At 73.1% G+C, this 24,395-nt stretch carries 23 protein-coding genes and 1 pseudogene; 9 read left to right on the top strand and 15 right to left on the bottom strand.

Annotated elements, in window-relative coordinates; all coding sequences use genetic code 11:
• Nucleotides 1-53 precede the first annotated feature (53 nt).
• Nucleotides 54-416, bottom strand: coding sequence for a nuclear transport factor 2 family protein (locus tag IT780_RS27080; RefSeq protein ID WP_199514581.1), 363 nt, complete (start codon nucleotides 414-416; stop codon nucleotides 54-56).
• A gap of 108 nt (nucleotides 417-524) precedes the next feature.
• On the opposite strand from IT780_RS27080, the gene IT780_RS27075 reads away from it, so the two are divergent.
• Nucleotides 525-1,283 carry a helix-turn-helix domain-containing protein gene (locus IT780_RS27075; RefSeq protein WP_199514580.1) on the top strand — a complete coding sequence of 253 codons (759 nt, stop codon included), beginning with the start codon at nucleotides 525-527 and terminating at the stop codon, nucleotides 1,281-1,283.
• Between the two features lie 10 nt (nucleotides 1,284-1,293).
• Complete coding sequence (locus IT780_RS27070; protein WP_199514579.1) at nucleotides 1,294-2,049, top strand: SDR family oxidoreductase; 756 nt, start codon at nucleotides 1,294-1,296, stop codon at nucleotides 2,047-2,049.
• Here IT780_RS27070 and IT780_RS27065 read toward each other — a convergent pair.
• Nucleotides 1,995-3,374 (bottom strand): UDP-N-acetylmuramoyl-tripeptide--D-alanyl-D-alanine ligase, encoded by a 1,380-nt coding sequence (locus IT780_RS27065; RefSeq protein ID WP_233413546.1) that lies wholly within the window; start codon nucleotides 3,372-3,374, stop codon nucleotides 1,995-1,997. The genes IT780_RS27070 and IT780_RS27065 overlap by 55 nt on opposite strands.
• A 22-nt stretch (nucleotides 3,375-3,396) precedes the next feature.
• Nucleotides 3,397-4,032 (bottom strand): M15 family metallopeptidase, encoded by a 636-nt coding sequence (locus IT780_RS27060; protein ID WP_199514578.1) that lies wholly within the window; start codon nucleotides 4,030-4,032, stop codon nucleotides 3,397-3,399.
• 233 nt (nucleotides 4,033-4,265) lie between these two features.
• On the opposite strand from IT780_RS27060, the pseudogene mug reads away from it, so the two are divergent.
• The 3 genes and pseudogenes from mug to IT780_RS27045 all read left to right on the top strand — a co-directional run bounded on the left by mug (nucleotide 4,266) and on the right by IT780_RS27045 (nucleotide 6,332).
• Nucleotides 4,266-4,923: pseudogene (gene mug, locus IT780_RS27055) on the top strand (G/U mismatch-specific DNA glycosylase).
• Between the two features lie 10 nt (nucleotides 4,924-4,933).
• Nucleotides 4,934-5,665: a DUF4190 domain-containing protein gene (locus IT780_RS27050; RefSeq protein ID WP_199514577.1), complete on the top strand. Its 732-nt coding sequence runs from the start codon at nucleotides 4,934-4,936 to the stop codon at nucleotides 5,663-5,665.
• A gap of 106 nt (nucleotides 5,666-5,771) precedes the next feature.
• Entirely contained in the window at nucleotides 5,772-6,332 is a 561-nt protein-coding gene (locus IT780_RS27045; RefSeq protein ID WP_199514576.1) for an RICIN domain-containing protein, read from the top strand.
• A gap of 64 nt (nucleotides 6,333-6,396) precedes the next feature.
• Here IT780_RS27045 and IT780_RS27040 read toward each other — a convergent pair whose 3' ends face one another.
• Together IT780_RS27040 and IT780_RS27035 are read right to left on the bottom strand one after the other, a co-directional pair.
• Complete coding sequence (locus IT780_RS27040) at nucleotides 6,397-7,608, bottom strand: hypothetical protein (RefSeq protein ID WP_199514575.1); 1,212 nt, start codon at nucleotides 7,606-7,608, stop codon at nucleotides 6,397-6,399.
• Entirely contained in the window at nucleotides 7,605-10,556 is a 2,952-nt protein-coding gene (locus tag IT780_RS27035) for a helix-turn-helix transcriptional regulator (protein WP_199514574.1), read from the bottom strand. Before IT780_RS27035 ends, IT780_RS27040 begins: the two co-directional genes overlap by 4 nt.
• Nucleotides 10,557-10,803: 247 nt before the next feature.
• On the opposite strand from IT780_RS27035, the gene IT780_RS27030 reads away from it, so the two are divergent.
• Nucleotides 10,804-11,460: a hypothetical protein gene (locus tag IT780_RS27030; RefSeq protein ID WP_199514573.1), complete on the top strand. Its 657-nt coding sequence runs from the start codon at nucleotides 10,804-10,806 to the stop codon at nucleotides 11,458-11,460.
• Nucleotides 11,461-11,550: 90 nt separating this feature from the next.
• On the opposite strand, the gene IT780_RS27025 is transcribed toward IT780_RS27030, so the two are convergent.
• The 4 genes from IT780_RS27025 to IT780_RS27010 all read right to left on the bottom strand — a co-directional run bounded on the left by IT780_RS27025 (nucleotide 11,551) and on the right by IT780_RS27010 (nucleotide 16,852).
• Nucleotides 11,551-13,491 (bottom strand): ABC transporter ATP-binding protein, encoded by a 1,941-nt coding sequence (locus IT780_RS27025; protein ID WP_372443803.1) that lies wholly within the window; start codon nucleotides 13,489-13,491, stop codon nucleotides 11,551-11,553.
• 94 nt (nucleotides 13,492-13,585) lie between these two features.
• Nucleotides 13,586-14,365, bottom strand: a complete 780-nt coding sequence (locus IT780_RS27020; RefSeq protein ID WP_199514638.1) for an enoyl-CoA hydratase/isomerase family protein — start codon at nucleotides 14,363-14,365, stop codon at nucleotides 13,586-13,588.
• Nucleotides 14,366-14,397: 32 nt separating this feature from the next.
• Nucleotides 14,398-14,625, bottom strand: coding sequence for a helix-turn-helix domain-containing protein (locus tag IT780_RS27015; protein ID WP_015620263.1), 228 nt, complete (start codon nucleotides 14,623-14,625; stop codon nucleotides 14,398-14,400).
• Between the two features lie 622 nt (nucleotides 14,626-15,247).
• Nucleotides 15,248-16,852 (bottom strand): ABC-F family ATP-binding cassette domain-containing protein, encoded by a 1,605-nt coding sequence (locus tag IT780_RS27010; RefSeq protein WP_199514572.1) that lies wholly within the window; start codon nucleotides 16,850-16,852, stop codon nucleotides 15,248-15,250.
• 213 nt (nucleotides 16,853-17,065) lie between these two features.
• Between IT780_RS27010 and ypfJ the strand changes: the two genes are divergently transcribed.
• Nucleotides 17,066-17,983 carry a KPN_02809 family neutral zinc metallopeptidase gene (gene ypfJ, locus IT780_RS27005; RefSeq protein WP_199514571.1) on the top strand — a complete coding sequence of 306 codons (918 nt, stop codon included), beginning with the start codon at nucleotides 17,066-17,068 and terminating at the stop codon, nucleotides 17,981-17,983.
• A 292-nt stretch (nucleotides 17,984-18,275) separates the two neighbouring features.
• The gene (locus tag IT780_RS27000) at nucleotides 18,276-18,866 is read left to right on the top strand and encodes a LysE family transporter (protein WP_199514570.1); all 591 of its coding nucleotides are present in this window, start codon (nucleotides 18,276-18,278) and stop codon (nucleotides 18,864-18,866) included.
• Between the two features lie 186 nt (nucleotides 18,867-19,052).
• On the opposite strand, the gene IT780_RS26995 is transcribed toward IT780_RS27000, so the two are convergent.
• Nucleotides 19,053-19,742, bottom strand: a complete 690-nt coding sequence (locus IT780_RS26995; RefSeq protein ID WP_199514569.1) for a histidine phosphatase family protein — start codon at nucleotides 19,740-19,742, stop codon at nucleotides 19,053-19,055.
• A 9-nt stretch (nucleotides 19,743-19,751) separates the two neighbouring features.
• On the bottom strand, nucleotides 19,752-20,402 hold the full coding sequence (locus tag IT780_RS26990) for an acVLRF1 family peptidyl-tRNA hydrolase (protein ID WP_199514568.1): 651 nt from the start codon (nucleotides 20,400-20,402) through the stop codon (nucleotides 19,752-19,754).
• Between the two features lie 79 nt (nucleotides 20,403-20,481).
• On the opposite strand from IT780_RS26990, the gene IT780_RS26985 reads away from it, so the two are divergent.
• Complete coding sequence (locus IT780_RS26985; protein WP_199514567.1) at nucleotides 20,482-21,165, top strand: DNA alkylation repair protein; 684 nt, start codon at nucleotides 20,482-20,484, stop codon at nucleotides 21,163-21,165.
• Between the two features lie 2 nt (nucleotides 21,166-21,167).
• Here the strand turns inward: IT780_RS26985 and IT780_RS26980 are convergent, their stop codons facing one another.
• The 4 genes from IT780_RS26980 to IT780_RS26965 all read right to left on the bottom strand — a co-directional run bounded on the left by IT780_RS26980 (nucleotide 21,168) and on the right by IT780_RS26965 (nucleotide 24,391).
• Nucleotides 21,168-21,920: a maleylpyruvate isomerase family mycothiol-dependent enzyme gene (locus tag IT780_RS26980; RefSeq protein WP_199514566.1), complete on the bottom strand. Its 753-nt coding sequence runs from the start codon at nucleotides 21,918-21,920 to the stop codon at nucleotides 21,168-21,170.
• Between the two features lie 200 nt (nucleotides 21,921-22,120).
• Complete coding sequence (locus tag IT780_RS26975; protein ID WP_199514565.1) at nucleotides 22,121-22,630, bottom strand: metal-sulfur cluster assembly factor; 510 nt, start codon at nucleotides 22,628-22,630, stop codon at nucleotides 22,121-22,123.
• 85 nt (nucleotides 22,631-22,715) lie between these two features.
• On the bottom strand, nucleotides 22,716-23,165 hold the full coding sequence (gene sufU / locus IT780_RS26970) for a Fe-S cluster assembly sulfur transfer protein SufU (protein ID WP_199514637.1): 450 nt from the start codon (nucleotides 23,163-23,165) through the stop codon (nucleotides 22,716-22,718).
• Nucleotides 23,162-24,391 (bottom strand): cysteine desulfurase, encoded by a 1,230-nt coding sequence (locus IT780_RS26965; protein ID WP_199514564.1) that lies wholly within the window; start codon nucleotides 24,389-24,391, stop codon nucleotides 23,162-23,164. The genes sufU and IT780_RS26965 overlap by 4 nt, the downstream gene beginning before the upstream one ends.
• Between the last annotated feature and the right edge of the window lie 4 nt (nucleotides 24,392-24,395).

Below are 24,395 nucleotides of genomic sequence, written 5' to 3'. Positions count from 1 at the left end.
GGCACCCTACCGGGCCGGCCCCCCGTTCGGCCGTTGCCGGCCCGGGGGCACACTCAGGCGGGCGCGCGGTCGATGAAGCCGAGCACCGTCCGGATCCGCCCGTCGGCGTCCCGTTCCACCACGTCGAAACCCACCACCACGGGCTCGGCCCCGGCCGGACCCAGGTGCCAGGTGAAGCGGCCCTGGTCGTGGTGCGCGTCGGCCGGGCCGCCCGGGGTGAACACCAGGCCGGGGAACTGCTGCTGGGCCGCGCCGATCAGCGCGTGCAGCTCCTCGCGGCCCCGTACGGCGGCGACCGGGTCCACGTAGCGCACATCCTCGGCGAAGACGTCCGCGATCGTGGCGCTGCGTACGGCGGGATCGGTCTCGTTCCAGGCGGCCAGGTAACGCTCCACCACGGTGTCGAAGTCGCTCATGTCGTCCTCTCTCGGTTGCGATGGACCCACTGTCGCCGCGGGGCGGTAAGCGGGTCGATTACCTCGGAGGTCATGGGCGCCGGTCGGCGGCCTCCCTACGATCGGCGCATGGGTGACGTGGGGACGCTGCTGCGGCAGTGGCGCGGGAGCCGCCGGTTGAGCCAGCTGCAGCTGTCGAGCCAGGCCGGGGTCTCCGCGCGGCATCTGTCCTTCGTGGAGACCGGACGGGCCCGTCCGACGCGGGAGATGATCCTGCGGCTGGCCGAGGAACTGGCCGTACCGTTGCGGGCGCGGAACGCGTTGCTGCTGGCCGGCGGTTTCGCACCGGCCTTCTCGGAGACGGACCTCGGCAGCCCGGACCTGGCCGCGGTGCTGGCGTCGCTGCGTGACGTCCTCGCCGGGTACGAGCCCTACCCGGCCGTGCTGGTCGACCGGCACTGGACGATGGTCGACGGCAACGCGGCGATCGCGGTGCTGACCGCGGGCGCGGCGGCGGAGTTGCTGGAGCCGCCGGTGAACGTCCTGCGGCTGTCGCTGCATCCGGCCGGCATGGCGCCGCGCATCCGGAACCTGGCCCAGTGGCGTACGCATGTCCTGCACCGCCTGGACCACCAGGCCCTCGCCTCCGGTGACCCGGTGCTGCGCGCGCTGCACGACGAGTTGCGCGCCCTGCCCGGCCCGGACGACGATCGGGAGCCCGACGGCCCGGTCGTGCCGTTGCGGTACGACGCCGGCGGGACGGAGTTGTCGTTCTTCAGCATCACCTCGGTGCTGGGTACGCCCCGCGACGTCACCCTGTCCGAGCTGGCCATCGAGGCGTTCCTGCCGGCGGACGAGCCGACCGCGCGGCACCTGCGCCGCGGATAGGATCGGCGGCATGGATCTGGGCCTCGCCGACCGCGTCTACGTCCTCACCGGCGCCTCCCGCGGCCTCGGCCTCGCGACCGCGCAGGCGCTCGTCGCCGACGGCGCGAAAGTCGTCGTCTCCTCCCGCTCGCAGGCCGGCGTCGACGAAGCCGTGCGCGACCTCGGCGACGGTGCCGTGGGCGTCGCCGCGGACCTCACCGACGCGGACACACCCGGCCTGCTCGTGCGCGCCGCGACCGAGCGGTTCGGCCGCTTCGACGGCGCGCTGATCTCGGTCGGCGGCCCCGGCCACGGCACGGCTGCCGCGCAGACCGACGAGCAATGGCGCGAGGCCTTCGAGACGGTCTTCCTCGGATCCGTACGCGCCGCCCGCACCTTCGCCGGCGCGCTGGGCGCCGGCGGCGTGATCGGCTTCGTGCTGTCCACCTCGGCCCGGACGCCGATCGCGGGGCTGGGCCTGTCCAACGGCCTGCGCCCCGGGCTCGCCGGCGTCGCCAAGGACATGGCCGACGAGTACGCCCCGCGCGGCATCCGCGTGGTCAGCCTGCTCCCGGGCCGCGTGCTGACCGACCGCAACCGGGAGCTGTTCGCGGCCACGGGCGACGCCGAGAAGGCGGCCGTGGATGCCGCGGCCTCCGTCCCGCTGGGGCGCCTCGGCGAGCCGGAGGAGTTCGGCCGGGTCGCCGCGTTCCTGCTGTCCCCGGCGGCGAGCTACCTGACCGGGCTCGCGGTGCCGGTCGACGGCGGCGCCTCCCGAACCCTCTGAGCGAGCTCGGACAGGCCCAGGCTGTTCGACGCCTTCACCAGCACGACGTCGCCCGGCCGCAGCAGGTCCCGCAGCACCTCCTCGGCGCTGTTCCGGTCCGGCGCGTACGTGCCGCCGTAGCCGGCCGCGTCCCGGTTGCCCACGGCGACCACCACGTCGACGCCCAGGCGTACGGCGGCCCGCCCCACCTCCACGTGCGCGGCCGCCGAGCCCTCCCCGAGCTCGTTCATCTGCCCGAGCACCGCGACAGTCCGGCGGCGCCCGCCCGCCATCGCCGTCAGCGTGCGCAGCCCGGCCACCATCGACTCCGGATTGGCGTTGTACGCGTCGTCGAGCACGGTCACGCCGCCAGGCAGCTCGCTCACCCGCATCCGCCCGGCGGACCGGGGCGTCGCACTGCTCAGAGCGTCCGCGATCAGCCGGACGTCGTCGGTGTGATCGAGGGCCACGGCCGCCGCGGCCAGGGCGGCCGTCACGAAGTGCTCGCCGTGCAGGCGCAGCGCCACGTCGGCCGTACCGTCCGGGGTCCGCAGCCGGAAGCGGGCCCGCGCCGCACCGTCCAGCTCGACCCGCTCGGCGCGGATCCGGGCGTTGGGGTGCCGCCCGAAGGTGACCACGCGCGCCCGCGTACGCCCCGCCATCGCCGCCACCACCGGGTCGTCGGCGTTGAGCACCGCGAGCCCGTCCGGCGGCAGCGCCTCCACCAGCTCCGCCTTGGCCCGCGCGATCGCCCCGCGACCGCCGAACTCGCCGATGTGGGCGGTGCCGACGCCGAGCACGACGCCGGTGTGCGGGCGGACGACCGGCATCAGCGCCGCGATGTCCCCGACGTGCCGCGCCCCCAGCTCGGTCACCAGGAACCGGGTCTCCGTCGTCGTCAGCAGCACCGTCTCGGGCACGCCGATCTCGTTGTTGCGGTTTCCCGGCGGCGCGACGGCCGGTCCGAGCCGGCCGAGCACCTGCCCCAGCAGGTCCTTCGCGGACGTCTTCCCGGACGACCCGGTCACCCCGATCCGGTGGACGTGCGGCAGGCGGGTGAGGACCTCCGCGGCGAGCATCTGGTACGCCGCCCGTACGTCCTCGACGACCACGGCCGGGACGCCGACCGGCCGCGACGCCAGCACCGCGGCGGCACCTGCGGCGACGACCTGACCGGCGAAGTCGTGCCCGTCGCGGCGCTCACCGGCGAACGCGGCGAACATCCCGCCGGGCTCCACCCGGGAGGTCTCGTAGCGGACCGGCGCGGTCACGGTCGTCGCCGGGTCACCGTCACACACGGTTCCGCGTACGACGGCAGCGATGTCCGCGAGCGTCATGGGGATCATGGCCGGGCACGGTAACGAGCGGCTACAAGGGCCCGTACCTCGTCTGCCCGGCACCCGTGGTGAGCGCCCAGTAGCGGTCCCCGTACGACCAGTGCCACCACTCGGTCGGATAGTTCACCAGCCCCACGGCGGTCAGCGCGTCGATCAGCACCCGCCGGTTCTCCCCGGCCGCCGCGCTGATGTTCCGCGCCCCGGTGAAGCAGGCGTCGTCGCTCTCCACGGGGGTGGCGTCGACCGGCGTACCCATGTCCAGCTCGATGCCCTCCGGCGTGCACAGCGTCAGGTCGACGGCGCCGCCGGTGCTGTGCGGCGCGACCTCCACCGGCGAGACGAACTTGCTCGCCTCCACGCGCAGCCGCGCCTCGCCCCACGACGGGTGCAACCGGCGCAGCTCCTCCTGGTAGCCCGTGAAGATCGCCTGCTGCGCCGCCCTCGGCCGGTACCCCTCGACCACCAGCAGCCGTACGCCGTCCGGCAGCTTGCTCTGCGCATCGACCAGCCGTGACGCGACCTCGGAACGCAACCGCGCGTACGCGCCGGCCGGGTCGGCGGCCCGGCCGTCGAGCCGCAGCTCGGGCACGTCCCGCAGGTCGACGAGCCGATCGCCGTCGTCCCGGCTGGGCACGGCGGCGACCCGGGGATCGGAGAGCAGGATCATCGCCCGGTCCCTCCTTCCCCGCCCGTCACGCCGTCCGCCCCCAGCGTGCCCGTTCCCGCCGCCGGCCGCCGGGTACGCCCGCCGGACCACCCCCTCGATGGACCCATGCCCGCGCTCCTCCTGATCTCCGCAAGGGGTCCGAGTGTCACAGCGGCCGTCCACCTCAAGCCTCGGACCCCGAGGCGGACTTCGCGCGCCGGGCTCTGCGCGTTCTGCGCGGATAGGCTCGGCTCATGTCGTCCCGGCGCCGCCCCGCTCTGCCCGTCCGTACCGGGACATCGGCCCCTTCCTCCCCGCCGTTCCCGCCGCGGCCGACGCAGGCCGAGGTCGCCGCCGCGGCCGGCCGGACCATCCCCGACCTGGTGGGCCCCGGCCTGCGGGTGCTGTTCTCCGGGATCAACCCGAGCCTGTACTCGGCGGCGACCGGCCACCACTTCGCCCGCCCGGGCAACCGCTTCTGGCCGGCCCTGCACCGTTCCGGCTTCACCGACCGGCAGCTGCACCCGTCGGAGCAGTGGTCGCTGCCCGACGCCGGGCTGGGAATCACGAACGTGGTGGCCCGCGCGACGGCCCGCGCCGACGAGCTCTCCCCGGCCGAGCTGGTCGCGGGCGGCGAGATCCTCGCGGCGCTGGTGGACCGGTGGCGGCCGCGGTTCCTGGCGGTGCTGGGCGTGACGGCGTACCGGACGGCCTTCGCCCGCCCGAAAGCGACGATGGGCCGGCAGCCGGACCGGATCGCGGGCGTACCGGTCTGGGTGCTGCCCCAACCCGAGCGGCCTGAACGCGCACTACACGGTGGACACGCTCGCCGCGGCCTTCGCGGAGCTGCGCACGGCCGCCGATGCCGGATCGAGATCATCGGGGACAGCGGCCGATCGGCCCGGTTGTTAGCGTCCTCGCCGTGACCCAGCAGCCCCACCCCCAGCCGTACGCCTCCCAGCCCGGCCCGTACGCGAACCAGCCCGGCCCGTACGCGAACCAGCCCTTCCCGCCCGCCCCCGGCTTCGCGCCCCCGCCGCAGCAGGCCTACCCCGGCACCAACGGCTTCGCCATCGCCTCGCTGATCTTCGGCATCCTCGGCGGTGTCCTGTTCGCGACGGTGTTCGGCATCGTCGGCCTCGTCCAGACCCGGCGGCGCCCCCAGCGCGGCAAGGGCCTGGCGATCACCGGTCTCGTGCTCGCCGGCTGCTGGATCACAGCCATCGTCGTGGGCGTCGCCATCGCCGTCGCGACCGACGACACCTCCACCAACGACGCGTCAGGGCGTGCCGGGTTCGCCGACGCCTTCAACCGCGTGCCGGTCGACGAACTGGAGGTCGGCCAGTGTCTGGGCAGCCTGGACCCCATCGGAGGCCGCAGCAGCGTCCCGTTGGTGGCCTGCGGCAAACCGCACAAGGGCGAGGTGTACGCGACCTTCGACCTGCCGCGCGGCCCCTATCCGGGCGAGAAGGCGGTCGAGAAGCAGGCCAACGATCGTTGCACCGAGGAACTCGACCGGTACGCCCCCGACGAGGCCGACACCCTCGACGTCTACTACCAGTACCCGGACGAGAACTCCTGGTTCCTCGACCGGGGCGTCCGGTGCATCGCGAGCGACCCGAAGGGCCCGATGACAGGTTCCCTGCACGACTGACGCCGATGGCACGGGCATGGCACGCGGTGGCACGCCTTCGGAGGTGAACCGGGCGACGGGGACGGCGACGTCCCGGCCCGACACACCGAGGGAAGGGATCCGTTCCATGGGTCGCATCATCCGTACCATCCTGGGCGCGGCCGCCGCGGCGATGCTGATGGCCGGGCTGTCCGTGGGCGCCGGCGCGTCCCCGGCCTCCGCCGGGACCGTGTCACCGAAGATCGGCGGCAGCTTCACCTTCATCCGCAACGTCGGCAACAACCTGTGCCTCGAGCCGGCCGGCCTGTCGACGGCCGAGTTCGCGGCCATCGTGCAGAACCCCTGCGTCACCACCGGGCTCGAGAGCATCGCGCAGGGCTGGGAGTCGGAGAAGGTCGGCACCAACCACTACAAGTTCCGCAACCAGCTGAGCGGCTTCTGCTTCGACGCCTTCGACGGTGCGTTCAACGGCGCCCGCCTGCTGCAGGGCACCTGCGTGCCCATCAGCAACGAGGAGTACAACACCGGCGCGTCCCTGCCGAACGTGGTGAAGATCGAGTCGCGGGTGCACTTCACCGACACCGGCTTCTGCGTCGACGTGCCGGGTGCCACCACGCAGCCCAACACGGCCATGCAGATCTTCCGCTGCAACGGGACCCTGGCGCAGCGCTGGGTGGTCGGCTTCTGACCCCACTGCCCCGCCGGCCCGTACGCCCTGTCCGGGGGTACGGGCCGGCTTGCGCCGTACGGGATCAGCGGTCCGACCGCAGCGTGACCGGCTGCATGACCGGCCGGGTGACCGTGGTGGCCCAGCCGACCGCCCACAGCGGACCGCCGGCCGGCTCGGCGGCGATCCCGCTCAGGGCCGAGGCGATGTGGTCGTCGCCCGCCGGACCGACGAGCGTGGAGTCCGGCTCCAGCCCGGCACCGGTCCAGTGCTCGAGGTTCACGGTCTCCTCGGTGAAGGGCACCTGATAGCCGGCGAGCTCGACGTCACCGGGCGCGACGACCGCCACGTCGCTGAACTGGGTGGCCGCCGCCCGCGTCGACCGCAGCTCCTGCCACACCCCGTGCGTACGGTGCAGCGCCACGGCCCGCGGCTGCGACTCCGGCCCGGTGCGCCCGACCGCCCACACCTCCCCCGGCCCGGCCGCCGCCACCCCGAGCAGCGTGGTCCCGCCCGGGCTCGGCGCGGGGCCGCCGACCCGGCTCCACGAGACCCCGTCCCAGTGCAGCACCAGCGCCTCGTCCACGTCCGGAGTGCCGGCGTCCCGCAGCCCTCCGACAGCCCACGCGTCGCTCGGCGAGACGGCCACGACGGCGGTCAAGCGGCTGCTCGACGTCCCCGCCCCGGGACTCGGTACGCGCGACCACCGGGTCCCGTCCCAGCGGGCGATCATGGCCTTCGCGGGGTCGCCCGGTGACCCGGAACCCGCCTGGCCGACCGCCCACCCGTCCGTGGCCGAGGACAGGCTCACCCCCTGCCAGGCTCCGGCGACGGCGGGCTCCGGACCGGGCACCACCTCGCCCGGTCCTCCGGCCGCCGGGTAGCGCTCGATGAGCGGCACCGAGACATCGCCGGACAGCTCTCTTCCGACGGCGACGGCATCCCCCGAGGGCAGCACGTCCACATCGGAGAGCCAGGATTGCGTACCCGCCGAGGCAGGCGCCGGCACGGCCTGCCAGCCCGTACCCGTCCAGCGCTCGGCCAGGGCGGTGGCCGCACCGGTGTCGGGGTGGTTCGTCCACCCCACCGCCCAGGCGTCGGTGGCCGACCGGGCCGCCACCGCGTGCAGGTTTCCGGTCCCCTTCACCGGGGACACGGAGATGAATCGCCACTGCCGCGCACTGCCGGTCCCGGCCTGCGCAAACCCGGGGGCCGGGAGCGCGCCGGCCACCGCGAGGGCGGCGACCACGGCCGGGGTCACCCGCCCGAGGCGGGACTTGTCTCGGACCTGGGTCATCGGGCGCTCCCTCGTTCTGCCGGTTCCCGGCCGGGATCCCCGGTCCGGGCGGTCACGGATCTCGCATGGTCGGCCAGCGCCGTGCGATCGGCGAGGCCCGTCTTGGCCAGCAGGCGCGTCACGTGCGTCTCCACGGTGCGCGGCGACACGAACAGCCGCTCACCGATCTGCTGGTTGGTCATCCGGTCGACGAGCAGGGCGAGGACCTCGTACTCGCGCACCGTGACGCCGGCCTGCCGGAGCACGGCCGGGATCCGGTCCGCCCCGTGGCGGCGCTGCGGGGCGCGTTCCCCGGCCCGGCGCAGCAACGCGCGGCACGCGTCCGCCACCCGGGGCACGCCCACGGCATGGAAGTGCTGTTCGGCGAGCCGCAGCCACGGCCCGGGCCGCCCCCAGCCGTCCTCCACCGCCGCCTCGGCCGCCAGCCGCAACCCGAGATGCCGGCCCAGCGGGTACGCGGCGGCCACCTGGTCGAACTCGGCCATCATGCGGTCCGCCAGGTCGTGGTCGCCGCCGCGCCCGGCCAGCACCGCCCCGGCGACGGCCATGAACAGCCGGTTCCATCCGGCCTGCCCGCGCGCCGACAGGGCCAGCGAGTCGTACTGGGCCCAGCCGGCCGTACCGGCGAGGACCGTCAGGAGCAGGTGCAGGCCGTGGTTCAGCGACAGGTATTCCGGGGGCCGGTTCGACTCCAGGGCCACGGCTTCGGTCATCTCGGCGTACGCGCGGGCGTGGTCCTCCTCCAGCAACGAGCAGACCGCCAGTCCGAAGCCCTGAAGCGCCGCCGTGAAGTCGCAGTGCCGCCCGCCCGAACCGTCGTACGCGGCCAGCAGTTCCGTGACCTCGTCCCGCCTCCCCCGATGGGCGGCCACGCAGATCCGCAGCCCCAGCGCGATAAGGCGGAGCTCGTCGAGCCCGAGCCGGTGCGCCACCTGTTCGCAGTGGAGCGCGCGGCGGGCGGCCGGCTCGTACTCGCCGCGGCACGTCTGCAGGACCGCGAGCTCCGCGTCGCCGTCGAGCGCCGTGATCACCGCACCTGCGTCGGACGCCGTGTCGCGGGCCTCGACGAGACCGGCGGGGTCGGCATACCGGATCGCGGCGTGGGCGCCCAGGTGGAACAGGAACCGGATGCGCCACAGCGTCAGGCCGTACCGCTCCGCCACAGCCAGCCCGCGCGCGAACAGCTCGTCGGCCCGGCCGAGGTCGTCCACCCGGGCGCACACGCCGAGCACGGCCAGCGCCTCGCACGCCAGGTCCGGCAGCGGGCCGGCGCCGGCCGTCCGCAGCGCCCGGCGCGCCAGCTCCTCGGCCCGGCGCAACCGGTACGCGTCATCGTCGGCCACGGCCAGCCGGGCGGCCACCACGTCGGTGGCGGCGGTCAGGGCCGTGCCGGCGTCCGGGCCGGTCAGCTCGCGCACCTCGGCCAGCTCGCGCCGGCCGGCGTCCCACTGCCCGGCCGCCACCGCCGCGCGGGCCACCCGCAGGTGCACCGCCGCCCGCTGCGCCGCGGCGACGTGCCGGTCCACCTGCGCGGAGAGCCGGCGGGCCCGCGTCACCTCCCCCGAGGCGACGAGCATCTCCAGCAGCGCCTCGACGATCAGCCCGGTCTCCGGATGGCTCCCGGCGCCGCGGGTGGCCAGCCTCAGGCCCCGCTCCAGCAGCGTCACGGCTGTCCGGACCGCACCCTGATCGGCCGCGCGGCGACCGGCTCGATGGAACAGGGTCGCCGCCCGCTCGTCCTCGCCGGCGTCCTCCCACAGCCGGCCGGCCAGCACACACCACTCCTCCGGCAACCCGGCGCACGTCCGCTCGATCGCCTCCGCGGCCGAACGGGACGCCTCCGCCAGCTCCTCCGGCAGGGCCGAGTCGCGCACCGCGTCCGCCACCAGCGCGTGCGGAAACGCGTACCGGCCGGTGCGGCTGTCGACCGTCAGCAGGTCGGCGCCGGTGACCTCGCGCAGCACGATCCGCAGCCCGGACGCGTCCAGACCGGCGCCCGCGCCGAGCACCGGCCCGGGGCACGGCTGGCTGCAGACGGCGGCCACCATCAGCAGGCGCTGCGCGGCCACGCTCAGCCGCCGCGCCCGGTCGGTGACACCGGCCCGCACCGCCGCCGGCACGGGCGACGCCACAGCGTCCGACGACGCCGGCCCGCCGTCGGCCTCTCCCTCTCCGGCACTGATCAGCATGGCGTTCGTGACCATGTCGGAGAGCAGTTCCTCCACGTAGAACGGGACGCCGTCGCTGGATCGGACCACCCGGTCGAGCGCCGCCTGCGGGACCTCGGCCGGTGCAACGCCCAGGCAGCCGGCCGCCATGAGGCGCACCGCCGCCGGGTCCAGCGGGGACAGGGCCAGCACCGAGGCGCTGCGCCGCTGCTCGGCCGCGTACGCCAGCGCGGTGCACTCGTGCCCGGGCCGCATCGTTCCCAGCAGCAGGACTGGCTGATCGGCGATGTTGTCCGCCAGGTAGTCGACGATCATGAGCGTGTCCGCGTCGGCGTCGTGCAGGTCCTCCAGCACCAGCAGGCAGCCCCGGTCCCCGGCGACGCCGACGAGCAGCCGCAGCACCGCCTCGGCGAGCACCACGGGATGGCCGTCGAGGTCCGGCGACCTCGGCAACCCCCATTCCGGGACCAGCCCCGCGATCGCCGACCGGTACGGCCCCAGCCCCGCGGGATCGGGCGCCACGCCACGCCGTACCGCGCCGAGGAGGGCCTCGGTCAGCGGGCGGAACTGCACCGACGGCACGGCCCGCCCGCGCAGGACCACCAGCCCGAGCTCGTCGGCCTGCTGCTGCACGGCGCGGGCCAGGCGCGTCTTGCCCATCCCGGCGCTCCCCGTGAGGAACACCGTGCCGCCCGTACCCCGGGCCGCCGCGGGCACGAGGCGGCCCAGCAGGTCGAGCTCCGCGGCCCGTCCGACAACGGTCGGGCACAGAAGTCGCATCGATGTCTCCCGGGCGGCGCGAAGGGCTGACGGGGTCCAAACGCTACGGAGCGGCCCACTCCGGCCGAGTCGCCAACGCAACAGCGGCCAGGACACATATCCGACCGGTACGCCGTATCTGCCGCCCGGCCGGCGGACCCCCGGACGTCGGCGGAAAACGTACGGGCCGGCCCCGGATGCGCGTCGCCGCCCGGGCCCGGCACGGTGACGGAGCCAGTCGAGCGCGAGGGGGAATTCGATGGTCCGGGTGGTGGCACTCGTAGCGCTGGGGTACGGCGTCCCCGGCACCGGCACGCCGATCTTCGCCGTCCTCCCGGTGGAAGAGCTCACCGCGGGGAGCGAGCACCCCGAGGTCGCCACGTGTACGCGGGAAGGACGCGGCTGGCGGGTCACGCTCGGCACCCGCAGCACCGTGGTCCGGCACAGCATCGGCATGCTGCACCTCGTCGTCCTCCTGGCGAACCCGAACGTGGAGGTACGCGCCGTCGACCTGGTCGCGGGGGTTTCGGGCCTCGCCGAGGCGGGACGCGATCCCGTCGCCCAGCCGGTCCTGGACCGGGCCGCGGTGCAGGGCTACCGGCAGCGCCTCACCGAGCTGGCCACCGAGCTCGACGAAGCCGAGGCCACCGGGCACGCGGAACGGGCGGTACGGGCGCGGCGGGAGCGCGAGTGGCTCATCGCCCAGCTCGGCGCCGGCACCGGGCTGGGCGGCCGGCCCCGGCAGTTCGCGGACGGCGCCGAGAACGCCCGCCTGGCGGTAGGAAAGGCCATCCGGCGGGCGATCGCCCGGGTCGGCGAGGCGGACGGCATCGTCGGCGACCACTTGTCCCGCACGGTCCACACCGGCATCCGATGCGCCTACCTCGTGCAACGCCCGCTGCCGAGCCACGCACCCGCACACTGACCCTCACGCCCCGGCCTCCAACGCCCGGGTCGTCCCGCCTTCGTCCCGTTGCCCCGGGCGTTCGGCGGCCGGGCCGTCCGGTCGCTGCTGTCAGGGCTCGATCGGCGTCGGGACCGGCACGATGACCGGCTCCGGGTCGGACGGCACCAGCGGCGCGCTGTCGGCGAACTGGGTGCGGTACAGCTCCGCGTACAGGCCGCCGGCCGCGACCAGGTCCAGGTGGCGGCCACGCTCCACGATGCGGCCCTCGTCGAGGACCAGGATCAGGTCGGCGTCGCGCACCGTGGACAGACGGTGGGCGATCACCAGGGCGGTGCGGCCCTGCAGCGCCGTGGTCAGCGCCCGCTGCACGGCCGCCTCCGACTCGCTGTCGAGGTGCGCGGTCGCCTCGTCGAGGATGACGATCGACGGATGCTTGAGCAGGAGCCGCGCGATGGCGATGCGCTGCTTCTCGCCGCCGGAGAACCGGTAGCCCCGCTCCCCCACCACGGTCTCCAGGCCGTCGGGCAGCGACCGTACGAGATCAGCGACCTGAGCCCCGCGCAGCGCCTCCCACATCTCCTCCTCGGTGGCCCCCGGCCGCGCGTAGCGCAGGTTCTCCGCGATGGTCTCGTGGAACAGGTGCGAGTCCTGCGTGACGACGCCGATGGTGTCGCGCAGGGAGTCCAGGGTCGCGTCGCGCACGTCGACGCCGCCGACCAGCACCGCGCCCTCGGTGACGTCGTACACCCGGGACACCAGCATGGAGGTCGTGGACTTGCCGGCGCCGGACGGACCGACGAGCGCGACCATCTGGCCCGGCTCGACGGTGAAGTCGACGCCGCGCAGGACGGGGGCGTTCTCCGTACGGTCCAGCGCCGCCACGTCCTCCAGCGTCGCGAGCGACACCTCGTCGGCCCGCGGGTAGCGGAAGTGCACGTCACGGAACTCGAGGCGGCCCGCGCCGGCCGGGATGGCGACCGCGCCGGGCTTCTCCTCGATGCCGGGGCGCAGGTCGAGCACCTCGAAGACCCGGTCGAACGACACCAGCGCGCTCATCACGTCGACGCGGACGTTGCTCAGCGCGGTGAGCGGGCCGTACAGCCGGGTGAGCAGCAGCGCCAGCGTCACCACGGTGCCGGCGGTGACGCTGCCCGTGACGGCGAGCCACCCGCCCAGCCCGTACGTCAGAGCCTGGGCGAGCGACGCGACCAGCAGCATCGCGACGAAGAAGGTCCGCGAGAACATGGCCTGCTGCACGCCGATGTCGCGCACCCGCTGCGCGCGCTCGGCGAAGCGGGCGTTCTCGGCCTCGGGCCGCCCGAACAGCTTGACCAGCAGCGCCCCGGAGACGTTGAACCGCTCGGTCATCGTCGCGTTCATCTTGGCGTCGAGGTTGTACGACTCCCGCGTGATCTCGGCGAGCTTCTTGCCGACCCGGCGCGCGGGGATCACGAAGATCGGCAGCAGGATCAGCGACAGGACGGTGATCTGCCACGAGAGGCTGAACATGACGGCGGCGGTCAGCACGAGCTGGATCACGTTGCTGACGACCCCGGACAGCGTGGAGGTGAATGCGCGCTGGGCGCCGGTGACGTCGTTGTTGAGGCGGCTGACGAGCGCGCCGGTCTGCGTACGCGTGAAGAACTGCAGCGGCATCCGCTGGACGTGGTCGTACACCCGGGTGCGCAGGTCGAGGATGATGCCCTCGCCGATGCGGGCCGAATACCACCGCTGGGCGAGGGACAGGAAAGCGTCGACGACGGCGAGCCCGGCGATCGTCAGGGCCAGCTTGACGACCGTGGCCGCGGCGTCGGAGCCACCCGTGGTGATCGCGTTGACGACGTGGCCGGCGAGCACCGGGGTGGCCACGCCGATGCCGGCGGCGAACACGACGGTGACGAGGAAGACCGCGATGTCCCGCCGGTACGGCCGGGCGAACCGCAGGATGCGCCGCGTGGTGCCGCGGCTGAGCTGATGCTGGGTGACCCGCTCGGAATTCTGGATCGAGCGCAGCATGGTCCAGCTGGAGCCGCCGGACATGGGTCCCATGCGTCACCTCCGGGGCGTCGGTACGTTCGGCAGGCACAGTCTGCCCGCTGGGTACGACAACTCCGCAGGTAACCGGGATGTTCCGGTTCGCTCCTTACTCCAGGCCGACCATGTCGCGCAGGCGCCGGGTCTGGGCCTCCCGCTCGGCACGGTCCTGTTCCTCGTACGAGCGGCCCGGCGCGCCGCTCAGCAGCCCTTTGATCTCCGCGACAGCACCGGCGTCGGCGGCGAGCACAGCCGCGGCGAGGTCCGACACCGCCGCGTCCAGCTGATCGCGGGGCACGACCGCGGTGGCCAGGCCGATCCGGTCCGCCTCGTCCGCCGGCAACCGGCGGCCGGTGACGCAGATCTCCAGCGCCCGCGACGGCCCGACCAGCTCGGTGAGCCGTTTGGTCCCGCCAAGATCGGGTACGAGCCCGAGCGTCACCTCAGCCATCGAGAACCGGGCGTCGTCGGCGAGCACCCGCATGTCGCAGTTGAGCGCCAGCTGGAAACCGGCGCCGATGGCGTGCCCCTGCACCGCCGCGATGGTGACCAGCGACGGGCGCCGTAACCATGTGAACGCTTCCTGGAACCCGGCAATCCGTTCCGCGCACTCGGATGGTGACAAGCGCGCGAGGGCGGGCAGCGAAGAATCGCCTTCCCCCCGTGCTGCCGACAAGTCGAGCCCGGCGGAAAAAGCGCGTCCTTCACCGCGGACAATGACGACTCGCACGTCCCCCGGCATTTTCCGGGAAATGTCGACGAGTTCCGACCACATGGCCGGCGTCTGTGCATTGAGCACATCGGGCCGGCACAACGTCACCGTTGCGACCGGCCCGTCCTGTGCATAGCTGACGCCGACCTCGGAACCCGAGTCCGCGCTGGTCGTCACGCCGCCGCCCGGCGCCACGCCTTCGCTGGTCGTCACGCCTTCTTGCGACGGCGGGCGCCGCCCCGCTGGCGAAGCTGAACGCCGGACTCGGTGAGCACGCGGTGCACGAATCCGTACGACCGTCCGGTGGATGCGGCCAGCGCCCGAATGCTCTCTCCGGAGGTGTAGCGCTTCACCAGGTCCTTCGCGAGCGTCTGGCGCTCGCTCCCCACGATTCGACGACCCTTCTCAGTGCTGGTGGCTGTGCCCGTGGCTGCCATGTTGAATCCTCACGTCCCAGACTGTGCGGTTCGATACGGTCCCACCTATTAGACCGCCTCCAACGATCATGCGCTAGGTATCTTGGCTTAGCCAGCGTGCCCATTTACCAGTGTCAGGAACTTGACGATGACCACGGGCATCAATGTCAGACTCTTGCCTGACGGACGCCCGCGGACCTGCACAGCCGGCCGGTGAAACGTTTTGCCGGGGCCGCTGCGGCACCCTCCGGCGCCGGGCCGCTCCGCCGATCAAGGGTCGATGACCTGCGCAAACATCATCTCCCCCGGGAAGGGACAACGATGTCACTGTGCGTCTACCCGACGTTCACCCTGGGACGTGATCCACGGCCGGGACGCACCCGTCGACGCGCGCGGGAAGCGCCCGGAGAGGCCCACGAGGTGACCGGGGAATCCTCAGATGTCGCACTGTCTGTGTGGGCACCAGTTGACAACCGACGATGCCCTTGATCCTCGATCTAGCCTCCGACAGGCCCGCGCCCCGCCCGCGGCCCGAAAGCCCAGCCCAACGCCCAGGCAACGGCGGCCGGCAAGGCAGGCCGCCCAGGCGATACGAACCGCCGAGCCCGCCGCGAAGAGACCGCAACGAGAACCGGCCGCCATCTCACGCCAGCTCGACAAGCTCCAGCAGATCGTCGCTCCAGGCGTCCTCGTCCCCGTCCGGCAGCAGGATCGCCCGGTCCGGCTTCAACGCCTGGACGGCCCCCGCATCGTGCGTGACCAGCACGATCGCCCCCGGATAGTTGGCGATCGCGTCGAGCACCTGCTCGCGGCTCACCGGGTCCAGGTTGTTGGTCGGCTCGTCGAGCAGCAGGACGTTCGCGCCCGAGCAGACCAGCGTGGCCAGCGCCAGCCGGGTCTTCTCGCCGCCGGAGAGCACCCCGGCCGGCTTCTCCACGTCGTCGCCGGAGAACAGGAACGCGCCCAGGATCTTCCGCAGCTCGGTGTCGGTCTGCTCGGCCGCCGCGCTGCGCATGTGCTCGAGGATCGTGCGGTCCACGTCCAGCGTCTCGTGCTCCTGCGCGTAGTAGCCGAGCCGCAGGCCGTGTCCCGGGCGTACCTCTCCGGTGTCGGGCGTCAGCAGACCGCCCAGAATGCGCAGCAGCGTGGTCTTGCCGGCGCCGTTGAGGCCCAGGATCGCCACCCGGGAGCCGCGGTCGACCGCCACGTCCACGTCGGTGAAGATCTCGAGGGAGCCGTACGACTTCGACAGCCCGGACGCGGTCAGCGGCGTCTTGCCGCACGGGGTGGGGCTCGGGAACCGGACTTTGGCGACCTTGTCGGAGACGCGTACCTCTTCGAGGCCGCCGAGCAGCTTCTCCGCGCGGCGGGCCATGTTCTGGGCCGCCACCGTCTTCGTCGCCTTGGCGCGCATCTTGTCGGCCTGGGCCATGAGGGCGCCGGCCTTCTTCTCGGCGTTGGCGCGCTCGCGGCGGCGCCGGCGCTCGTCGGTCTCGCGCTGCTCGAGGTACGTCTTCCAGCCCACGTTGTAGATGTCGGCGACCGCGCGGTTGGCGTCGAGGTACCAGACCTTGTTGACCGCGGCCTCGAGCAGGGACACGTCGTGGCTGATCACGACGAGCCCGCCCTTGTGCTGGGCCATGTACCCGCGCAGCCACGCGATCGAGTCGGCGTCGAGGTGGTTGGTGGGCTCGTCGAGGAGCAGGATGCCCTTGCCGTTCTGCCCGGAGTTGGCGAACAGGATGCGGGCGAGCTCGATCCGGCGGCGCTGGCCGCCGGAGAGGGTGCCGATGGTCTGGGCGAGCGCCCGGTCGGGCAGGCCGAGGTTGGCGCAGATGCGGGCGGCCTCGGCCTCGGCCGCGTACCCGCCGAGGCTGGCGAACTGGTCCTCCAGCTGGCCGTACCGGCGGATGAGCTTGTCCTCGGTGCTCTCCTCGAGCTTGACCTCGAGCTTCTGCATCTCGGCGAGGATCGTGTCGAGGCCGCGGGCGGAGAGCACCCGGTCGCGCGCGGTGACGTTCAGGTCGCCCGTGCGGGGGTCCTGGGGCAGGTAGCCGACCTCACTCGTCCGGGTGACCTCCCCGGCGTACGGCTGGCCCTCGCCGGCCAGGACCTTGAGCGTGGTGGTCTTGCCGGCGCCGTTGCGGCCGACCAGGCCGATCCGGTCGCCGGGCTGCACGCGCAGCGTGGTCGGGGACAGCAGGATCCGGGCGCCGGCGCGAAGTTCGAGTCCGGTGGCGGTGATCATGAAAACGCTCGCTCTCGGGAGGGCTGGCTCAGGGCACACGGAAGCGCCGGCCGGAAGGTGTCTCGGTCGGCGCGGGGCAGGTCAGCCTTCGCAGAGCAGCACCGGGCAAGTGTACCGGGCGCCCCGGCGCGGTTCCCAACCCGATTAAGGCGGAAGATCATCGGGTACACGGGCGACACGCCGAGTGCGCGGGCCTCGGGCCGGGAGGACGAGATGGAACTCAACGAGAACGCCAGGATCGACACGAGCCAGATCGACGACCAGCGTTCCGCGGGTGGCGGTGGCGGTGGTGGCATCGGCGGCCTGCCGATCGGCGGTGGCGGCCTGACCGGGATCATCGTGACCGTGCTCATCGCCCTCGTGGGCGGCTACTTCGGCATCAACAACCTCAGTGGTGGCGGCGGCGAACCGCAGACCGGTGACAACACGTCGCTGCAGCAGGAATGCTCACAGGCCGAGGCGATCAAGCAGCTGGACTGCCGCAACGCGCTGTTCGTCAACTCGATCCAGGACTACTGGGCCGACGCGTTCCCGCAGAACTTCGGCGACCCGTACAAGCCGTCGAAGACGGTCTTCTTCTCCAACCAGGTGCGCACCGGCTGCGGCGCGGCGGACTCCGGAACGGGCCCGTTCTACTGCCCGGCCGACGACCGCGTCTACATCGACCTCACGTTCTACCGCCTGCTCGCCGACCAGCTCGGCGCCCCGGGCGAGTTCGCCCAGCCGTACGTCCTCGCGCACGAGTACGGCCACCACATCCAGGACCTGGCCGGCACCGAGGCCGCGATGCGCCGCGAGCAGGAACGCAACCCGGGCGACGCCAACAAGCTCTCGGTGAAGCTCGAGCTGCAGGCGGACTGCTACGCGGGCGTCTGGGCCAAGAACGCCACCGGCACCGACGTGGGCGGCCAGAAGATCTTCAAGAGCATCTCCGACCAGGACATCCAGGAAGGCCTGGACACGGCCAGCAAGATCGGCGACGACACCCTCCAGCAGCGCAGCGGCGGCTCGGTCAACCCGGCAGAATTCACCCACGGCACCAGCGCTCAGCGCCAGCAATGGTTCCGCCAGGGATACGAGAGCGGCTCGCCGAAGACCTGCGACACGTTCGCCGCGGGCGCCGTTTCCTAGATCACAATCAAGAGCTTCATGTCGTAGCTCGGTGGGTGGTGCGGACCGCAACTCCCGTCGAGGCCGGGGCCGGGGCCCAGCATTCGCTGGCCCTGGCCCCTTCATTCTGCGTCAGTGGTCACCCCGAACCCCCGCCCTCGTCTCGTAAACTCGTTGCCCGCCGCTCCGGGCGCAACCACCATGGGCGCGTGACCACCCTGAGCCTGCCGAAGACCGCTGTCACCGCCGCACCCGTCCGGGCCCGGCGACAGCAGCGTGTCCCCGGCGGCCCGGCGGTCCCCGTACCCCTGTCATGAGCGCATTCCTCGCCGGCGTGATCGCCGGCTACGGCGTCGCCGTGCCCGTCGGCGCGATCGCGGTCCTGATCGCGGGCCTCAGCGCCCGCGCCTCCCTGCGGGTAGGGGCCGCCGCCGGCCTGGGCGCGGCCACCGCGGACGGCATCTACGCCGCTATCGCCGTCCTCGGCGGGGCGGCCCTGACGGCCACGATCGCCCCGATCGCCACGCCCCTGCGCTGGGCCGCGGCGGGCGTCCTCCTCCTGCTCGCAGCCCACACCGCCTGGTCGGCACTCACGAAGCCGGCCACCACCCGCGACACCGACCGCACCACCCCGGCAGCGGCGTACCTCGGCATCCTCGGCCTCACCCTGCTCAACCCGGCAACGGTCGTCTACTTCGCCGCCCTGGTCCTGGGCCGAGGCGGCCAGGGCGGCGGCGCCTGGTTCGTCGCCGGCGCATTCCTGGCATCGGCCAGCTGGCAACTCTTCATAGCAGGCAGCGGCTCGCTGATCGGCCGCTTCCTGACAACCCCCCGCTCCCGCCTCATCACGGCCCTGATCTCCAGCGCAGTGATCGCCACCCTGGCCATCGCCCTGGTGGTGTGAGACCACGCCGACCCGCCCACGCCCTACGCCACGCCGACCGTGCCGGCCCTCGCGCTGTCGCGGGCGGTGCAGGCCCGGCTGCCGCCGACGCACGGCCGCTCACCGGGCCCTGCAGTCAGCGACGGCTGGTGAAGCCACCGCCAGTCCCGCCCGACCGCCAACCGCGACGGTCACGGCTTCCACAAATCAGGCAGGGAGGTGACCAACGGCGTTGTAATGATTCAGGACCAACCGCCCCGAGGAGCCGTCGAACCGGGTGAGAGAGGCGTTCAAAACCCGCCCCTCAGCCTCGACCGCGGCAAGGGCCTCCCAGTCGAGGCCCTCGATCACGTACCGCATCATCAGCACCACGGCGTCGTGGGCCACCACCACGACCCGCCGCCCGGCGTGATCCCGGTTCAGGTCGGCGAGGAACGCGGTGAGGCGCTCCGCGATGTCGCCGAACGACTCGCCGTTCGGCGGCCGGTAGTGGTACTCGCCGGCCTCGTCGACGCGGCTCTGCTCGTCCGGATACCGCCGGCTGATGGCCTCCCGGGTCATCATCTCCAGGTCACCCATCAGCCGGTCCACCAGCCGGTCGTCGGTGGCGGGCTCCGGGAGATCCAGCCCGGACGCCTGCGCGGCGATCCGCCACGTCTCCCGCGCCCGGCGGTACGGCGACGTCACGACAACCTCCGGCACCCGGTCGGCGGGCAGCGCGGCGAGCCACCGTCCGACCGCCTCGGCCTGCGTCACGCCCAGGTCGGTCAGTTCCACGTCGGCGTCGCGGCCGGTGAGTCCCGAGTCGGCGAGTCCACCGGCGTCGGCCTCCGGGAAGGCCACGTTCGAGGTGCTCTGCCCGTGCCGGATGAGGGTCAGCTCCGCGACGATGTCCACGACCGAACCCTAACCGCGCGCTCCGGCCGCCGGGTCCCGCACGAGGATGCGTACGGCCCGCGCCGATGCCACGGCCTCGTCGAGCACGGCGCGCCGCGGCTCGGGCACGTCGAGGAAGCGCTCGTGGCGCAGGGGCACCAGCGCGGCCAGCCGTGGGGCCGCGAGGATCGCCTCCACCGCCGTACGGTCGCCGCCGGTGACCAGGGCCGTCAGCGCGCGTACCTCCGGCAGCAGGAGGCGTTCGACGATGGCCGCGCCGTCCGCGGCGGCCGCCTTGGCCTGGTTGTCGCGCCGGCGGGCGAAGCGCTGTTGTGACCAGCCACCCGCGGCCGTGCGCCCCTGCACGTAGTGGGTGTCCACCTTGGACGCCAGCACCTTCGGTCCGTCGGCGACGCCCACGGCCACGGCCCCCTTGCGGGCGAGCAGGAGTCCGATGCGGCGCGGCTCCTGCACCACGCGCTGCAGGCCGGCCAGGTCCGTGACGGGCGGCGCGCCGGGTGGCGGGGACAGCTCGGCGGTGGCCCCGTCCGTACCCGTCAGCGTCAGCCCGTCGGAGACGCAGCCGCCGTGCCGGGACGCGAAGTTCTCCAGCCACCGTTCGAGCCGCTCCGGGGGCACATCGACCCACCGTCCTCCGCCGGCCGCCGGTCGTGTGCTCATGACGGACCAGCGTACGGCGGCGCGGGCCACGTCGTGCAGGCGCCGGACGTCCGTCGCACCCGGGTGGCATGATCCGGGCATGACCCGATCGCCGGCCGACGAGGTGATGGAGCGGCTGGTGCGGCTCTTCGAGGCGGCCGCCGAACCGGAGCGGGCCGTGCACACCGCCGCCTACATGCGCAACCAGTTCGCGTTCCTCGGCTTTCCGACGCCCACCCAGCGCGCCCTCGCGAGGAGCGCGGTGGCCGGCCTGCCGAAGCCGGCCGAGGAGGATCTTCGAGCCGTGGCGCTGGCGTGCTGGGACCGGGACGAGCGGGAATACCAGTATTTCGCCTGCGACTGGCTGCGCGCCAACGTGGGCGTGCCCGGGCCTGACTTCCTCGGCACGGCACGCACGCTGATCACGACGAAGTCGTGGTGGGACACCGTGGACCCGCTCGCGACCCGGTTCGTCGGCGGGCTGGTGCGACGGCATCAGCAGCTCACCGCGGACCTGGACGCCTGGGCCGGGGACGACAACCTGTGGCTCGTCCGTACGGCGCTGCTGCACCAGCTGCACTACGGACCTGACACGGACACCGATCGGCTGTTCGGCTATTGCACCCGACAGGCTGGGCACGCCGACTTCTTCGTGCGGAAGGCGATCGGCTGGGCGCTGCGCCACTACGCGCGTACCGACCCGGACGCGGTACGCGACTACGTGGCGAAGAACCGGGGCGTGCTGTCGCCGCTGTCCGTACGCGAAGCCACCAAGCATCTCTGACGTCATTCGTTGTCGATCCAGGACAGCAGCTCGTCCACCGCCGACGGGTCGCCGGTGACCGTCACAGCCTCCACGCCGACCCGCTTGAACAGCACGAGCAGCAGGTCGCTGGCCGACGCCCGGATGGTGGCCACCGGGTCGCCGCTGGGCGCGGGATCGGCCGTCGCGCCCTTCGGCGTGAGGTCGAGCAGCCAGGTGGGGCCCTCCACGGCCGTCAGGGCGATCCGGGCGGGGCGATGCGGCCAGGCCCCCAGGCTGCCGAGGCTGACCTGCAGGAATTCCGGCACCGCGTCCACGGCGACCGCGGCGGGGATCGGCTCGGCTCTGCCGGCGGCCTCCTGGGCGTCGTACGCGTGCACCGCCGCCTCCTGAACCTGGTGCCGCGCGACCGCCCGCACTGTCATCGGCGCGTCGGAGTCTCCCCACCACGCCCAGCAACCCTCGTCGGGGTCGGCGGCGCGGAGCGCGTCGAGCAGCAGCCGGGTCGACTCCGCGGACCAGGTCAGCAGGTCGCCGCGGGGCGTCCGGTCACCGATCGCCTCGGCGGACGGGGGCGCGTCGGACGGGCCGGCCGCGACCGTAGCCGCCCAGAAGCGGTGCACCTCGCCGAGATGGGCGACCAGGTCGCGGAGGGACCAGTCGGGGCAGCCGGGCACGCGGGTCGCGAGGTCCGTCGCGGCGGCGGCCTCGCGGAAGGCGGCCGCCCGCTCGTCGACGAGGTCCAGCAGCTCCGGGTATGCGGGCGTCCGAGTCATGCCCGTTGTCTACCACCCGCCTCCGACAGAAACCGCCCGTCGCGGGAAGCCCCGGACGCGGAAACGGCCCGCACGCGGAAACGGCCCGCACGCGGAAACGGCCCGGACGCGGGAACGGCCCGGACGCGGGAACGGCCCGGACGCGGGAACGCGGAAGCCGCCGGGTCGGGCGACCCGGCGGCTTCCGGCCGTACGGTGGATCAGACGTTGAAGCCTAGCGCCCGCAGCTGCTCGCGGCCGTCGTCGGTGATCTTGTCCGGGCCCCACGGCGGCAGCCAGACCCAGTTGATGCGGAAGTCCTTGACCAGGCCGCCGCCGGGGCCGGTGGTCAGCGCCTGGCGGGTCTGGTCCTCGATCACGTCGGTCAGCGGGCACGCCGCCGAGGTGAGGGTCATGTCGAGGGTGGCCACGTTGTCGTCGTCCACGTGGGCGTCGTAGACCAGGCCGAGGTCGACGACGTTGATGCCGAGCTCGGGGTCGACGACGTCCTTCATCGCCTCCTCGACGTCAGCGACGCTCGCCTTCGAGACGGCACCCCCGCCGGCAGCGTCAGCCGAGGGAGCCGGCGCACCGGCCCCGGCCGAGGAGGCCGGGGAAGCCGCGACAGCGGCGTCGGTCGCGGAAGCCGAGGTGGCCGGCGACGTGGCGTCGTCGGGGCCGGCGGTCTCCGCCGCGTCCGAGGCGATCTCTTCGATGGTCCTGTCGGTCATGCTTGTCCCTCCTTGGGCATGGCCTCCCGGCCCTCACAGTCACGGCCGTAGGCCCTCGACGGCGGGCACAGTTCGGTGCAGCCGGTCATGCCTTCACCTCCGGGCTGACGCCCACGCCCGCGCGGGCCGCGGCGTCCTTGAATGCCATCCAGGGCAGCAGTGCGCACTTCACCCGTGCCGGGTACCGGGCCACGCCCGCGAACGCGATGCCGTCGCCGAGCACGTCCTCGTCCGGTTCGACCTGGCCGCGGCCCTGCATGAGCTCGAGGAACGCCTCCTGGATCCGCAGCGCCTCCGGCACCGGGCGGCCCTTCAGGAGCTCGTGCAGCACCGACGCCGACGCCTGGCTGATCGAGCAGCCGACGCCGTCGTACGAGATGTCGGAGAGGTCCGAGGTCACCCGGACGGTGATCTCGTCACCGCAGGTCGGGTTGACGTGGTGCGCCTCGCCCTCGAACGGGTCGCGCAGCCCGCGCCCGTGCGGGTGCTTGTAGTGGTCCAGGATGATGTCCTGGTAGAGCTGGTCGATCATCAGGCGAACACCCTCCGCACGTGCTCCAGGCCGCGCGCGAGCGCGTCGATGTCGTCGGTCGTCGTGTAGAGGTAGAACGAGGCCCGGGTCATCGCCGGCACCCCGAACCGGGTGCAGACCGGGCGGGCGCAATGGTGTCCCACGCGCACCTCGACGCCGAGGTCGTCGAGGATCTGCCCGACGTCGTGCGGGTGCACGCCGTCGACCTCGAACGACACCGTGCCGCCGCGGCCTTCCGGCGTGGCGGGGCCGAAGATGCGCAAGCCGGGGACGTCCGCGAGCGCCTTCAACGCGTACGCGGTGAGCTCCTGCTCGTGCCGGTGGATGTTCTCCATGCCCAGCGCGGTCAGGTAGTCCACTGCGGCGCCCAGCCCGATCGCCTCGGTGATCGGCGGGGTGCCGCCCTCGAAGCGCGCGGGCGGCGGGGCGAACGTGGTGCCGCCCATCGTGACCGTCTCGATGGTGGAGCCGCCGGCCAGGAACGGCGGCATCGTCTCGAGCAGCGCCATGCGGCCCCACAGCACGCCGATGCCGGTCGGGCCGAGCATCTTGTGGCCGGTGAACGCGATGAAGTCCGCGCCCAGCGCCGCGACGTCGACCGGCAGGTGCGGCACCGACTGCGAGCAGTCGAGCAGGACAAGCGCGCCGACCTCACGGGCCCGGGCGACGATGCGCGCCGGGTCGTTGATGGTGCCGAGGATGTTCGACATGTGCACGATCGAGACGAGCTTGGTGCGCTCGGTGACCAGCGTCTCGAGCTGGGACTCGTCGAGACGGCCCTCGTCGGTGACGCCGAACCAGCGCAGCGTGGCGCCCGTCCGCTGGCACAGCAGCTGCCACGGCACCAGGTTCGAGTGGTGCTCCATCTCGGAGACGACGATCTCGTCGCCGGGGCCGAGCGAGAGGAAGTCGGCGGCCGTCCATGCCACGAGGTTGATGGCCTCGGTGGAGTTCTTCGTGAACACCACCTCGTCCGGCGTGGCGGCGCCGATGAACGCGGCGACCTTCGCGCGGGCGGCCTCGTACGCGGTCGTGGACTCGGTGCCCAGGGTGTGCACCGAGCGCGACACGTTGCCGTTGTGCCGTTCCTGGTGGTCGCGCATGGCGTCGATCACCTGGCGTGGCTTCTGCGAGGTGTTCGCGCTGTCCAGGTAGACCAGCGGGTGCCCGTTGATCTCCCGGCCCAGGATCGGGAAGTCGGCTCGAACCCGGGCCACGTCGAAGGTCATCTCA

The organism is Nucisporomicrobium flavum (assembly GCF_016464385.1).
In the GTDB taxonomy this organism is placed as follows: Bacteria; Actinomycetota; Actinomycetes; order Mycobacteriales; family Micromonosporaceae; genus Actinoplanes; species Actinoplanes flavus_A.
Note: the sequence above shows the minus strand (reverse complement) of the source record. Positions and strands in the feature narration are given on the sequence as shown.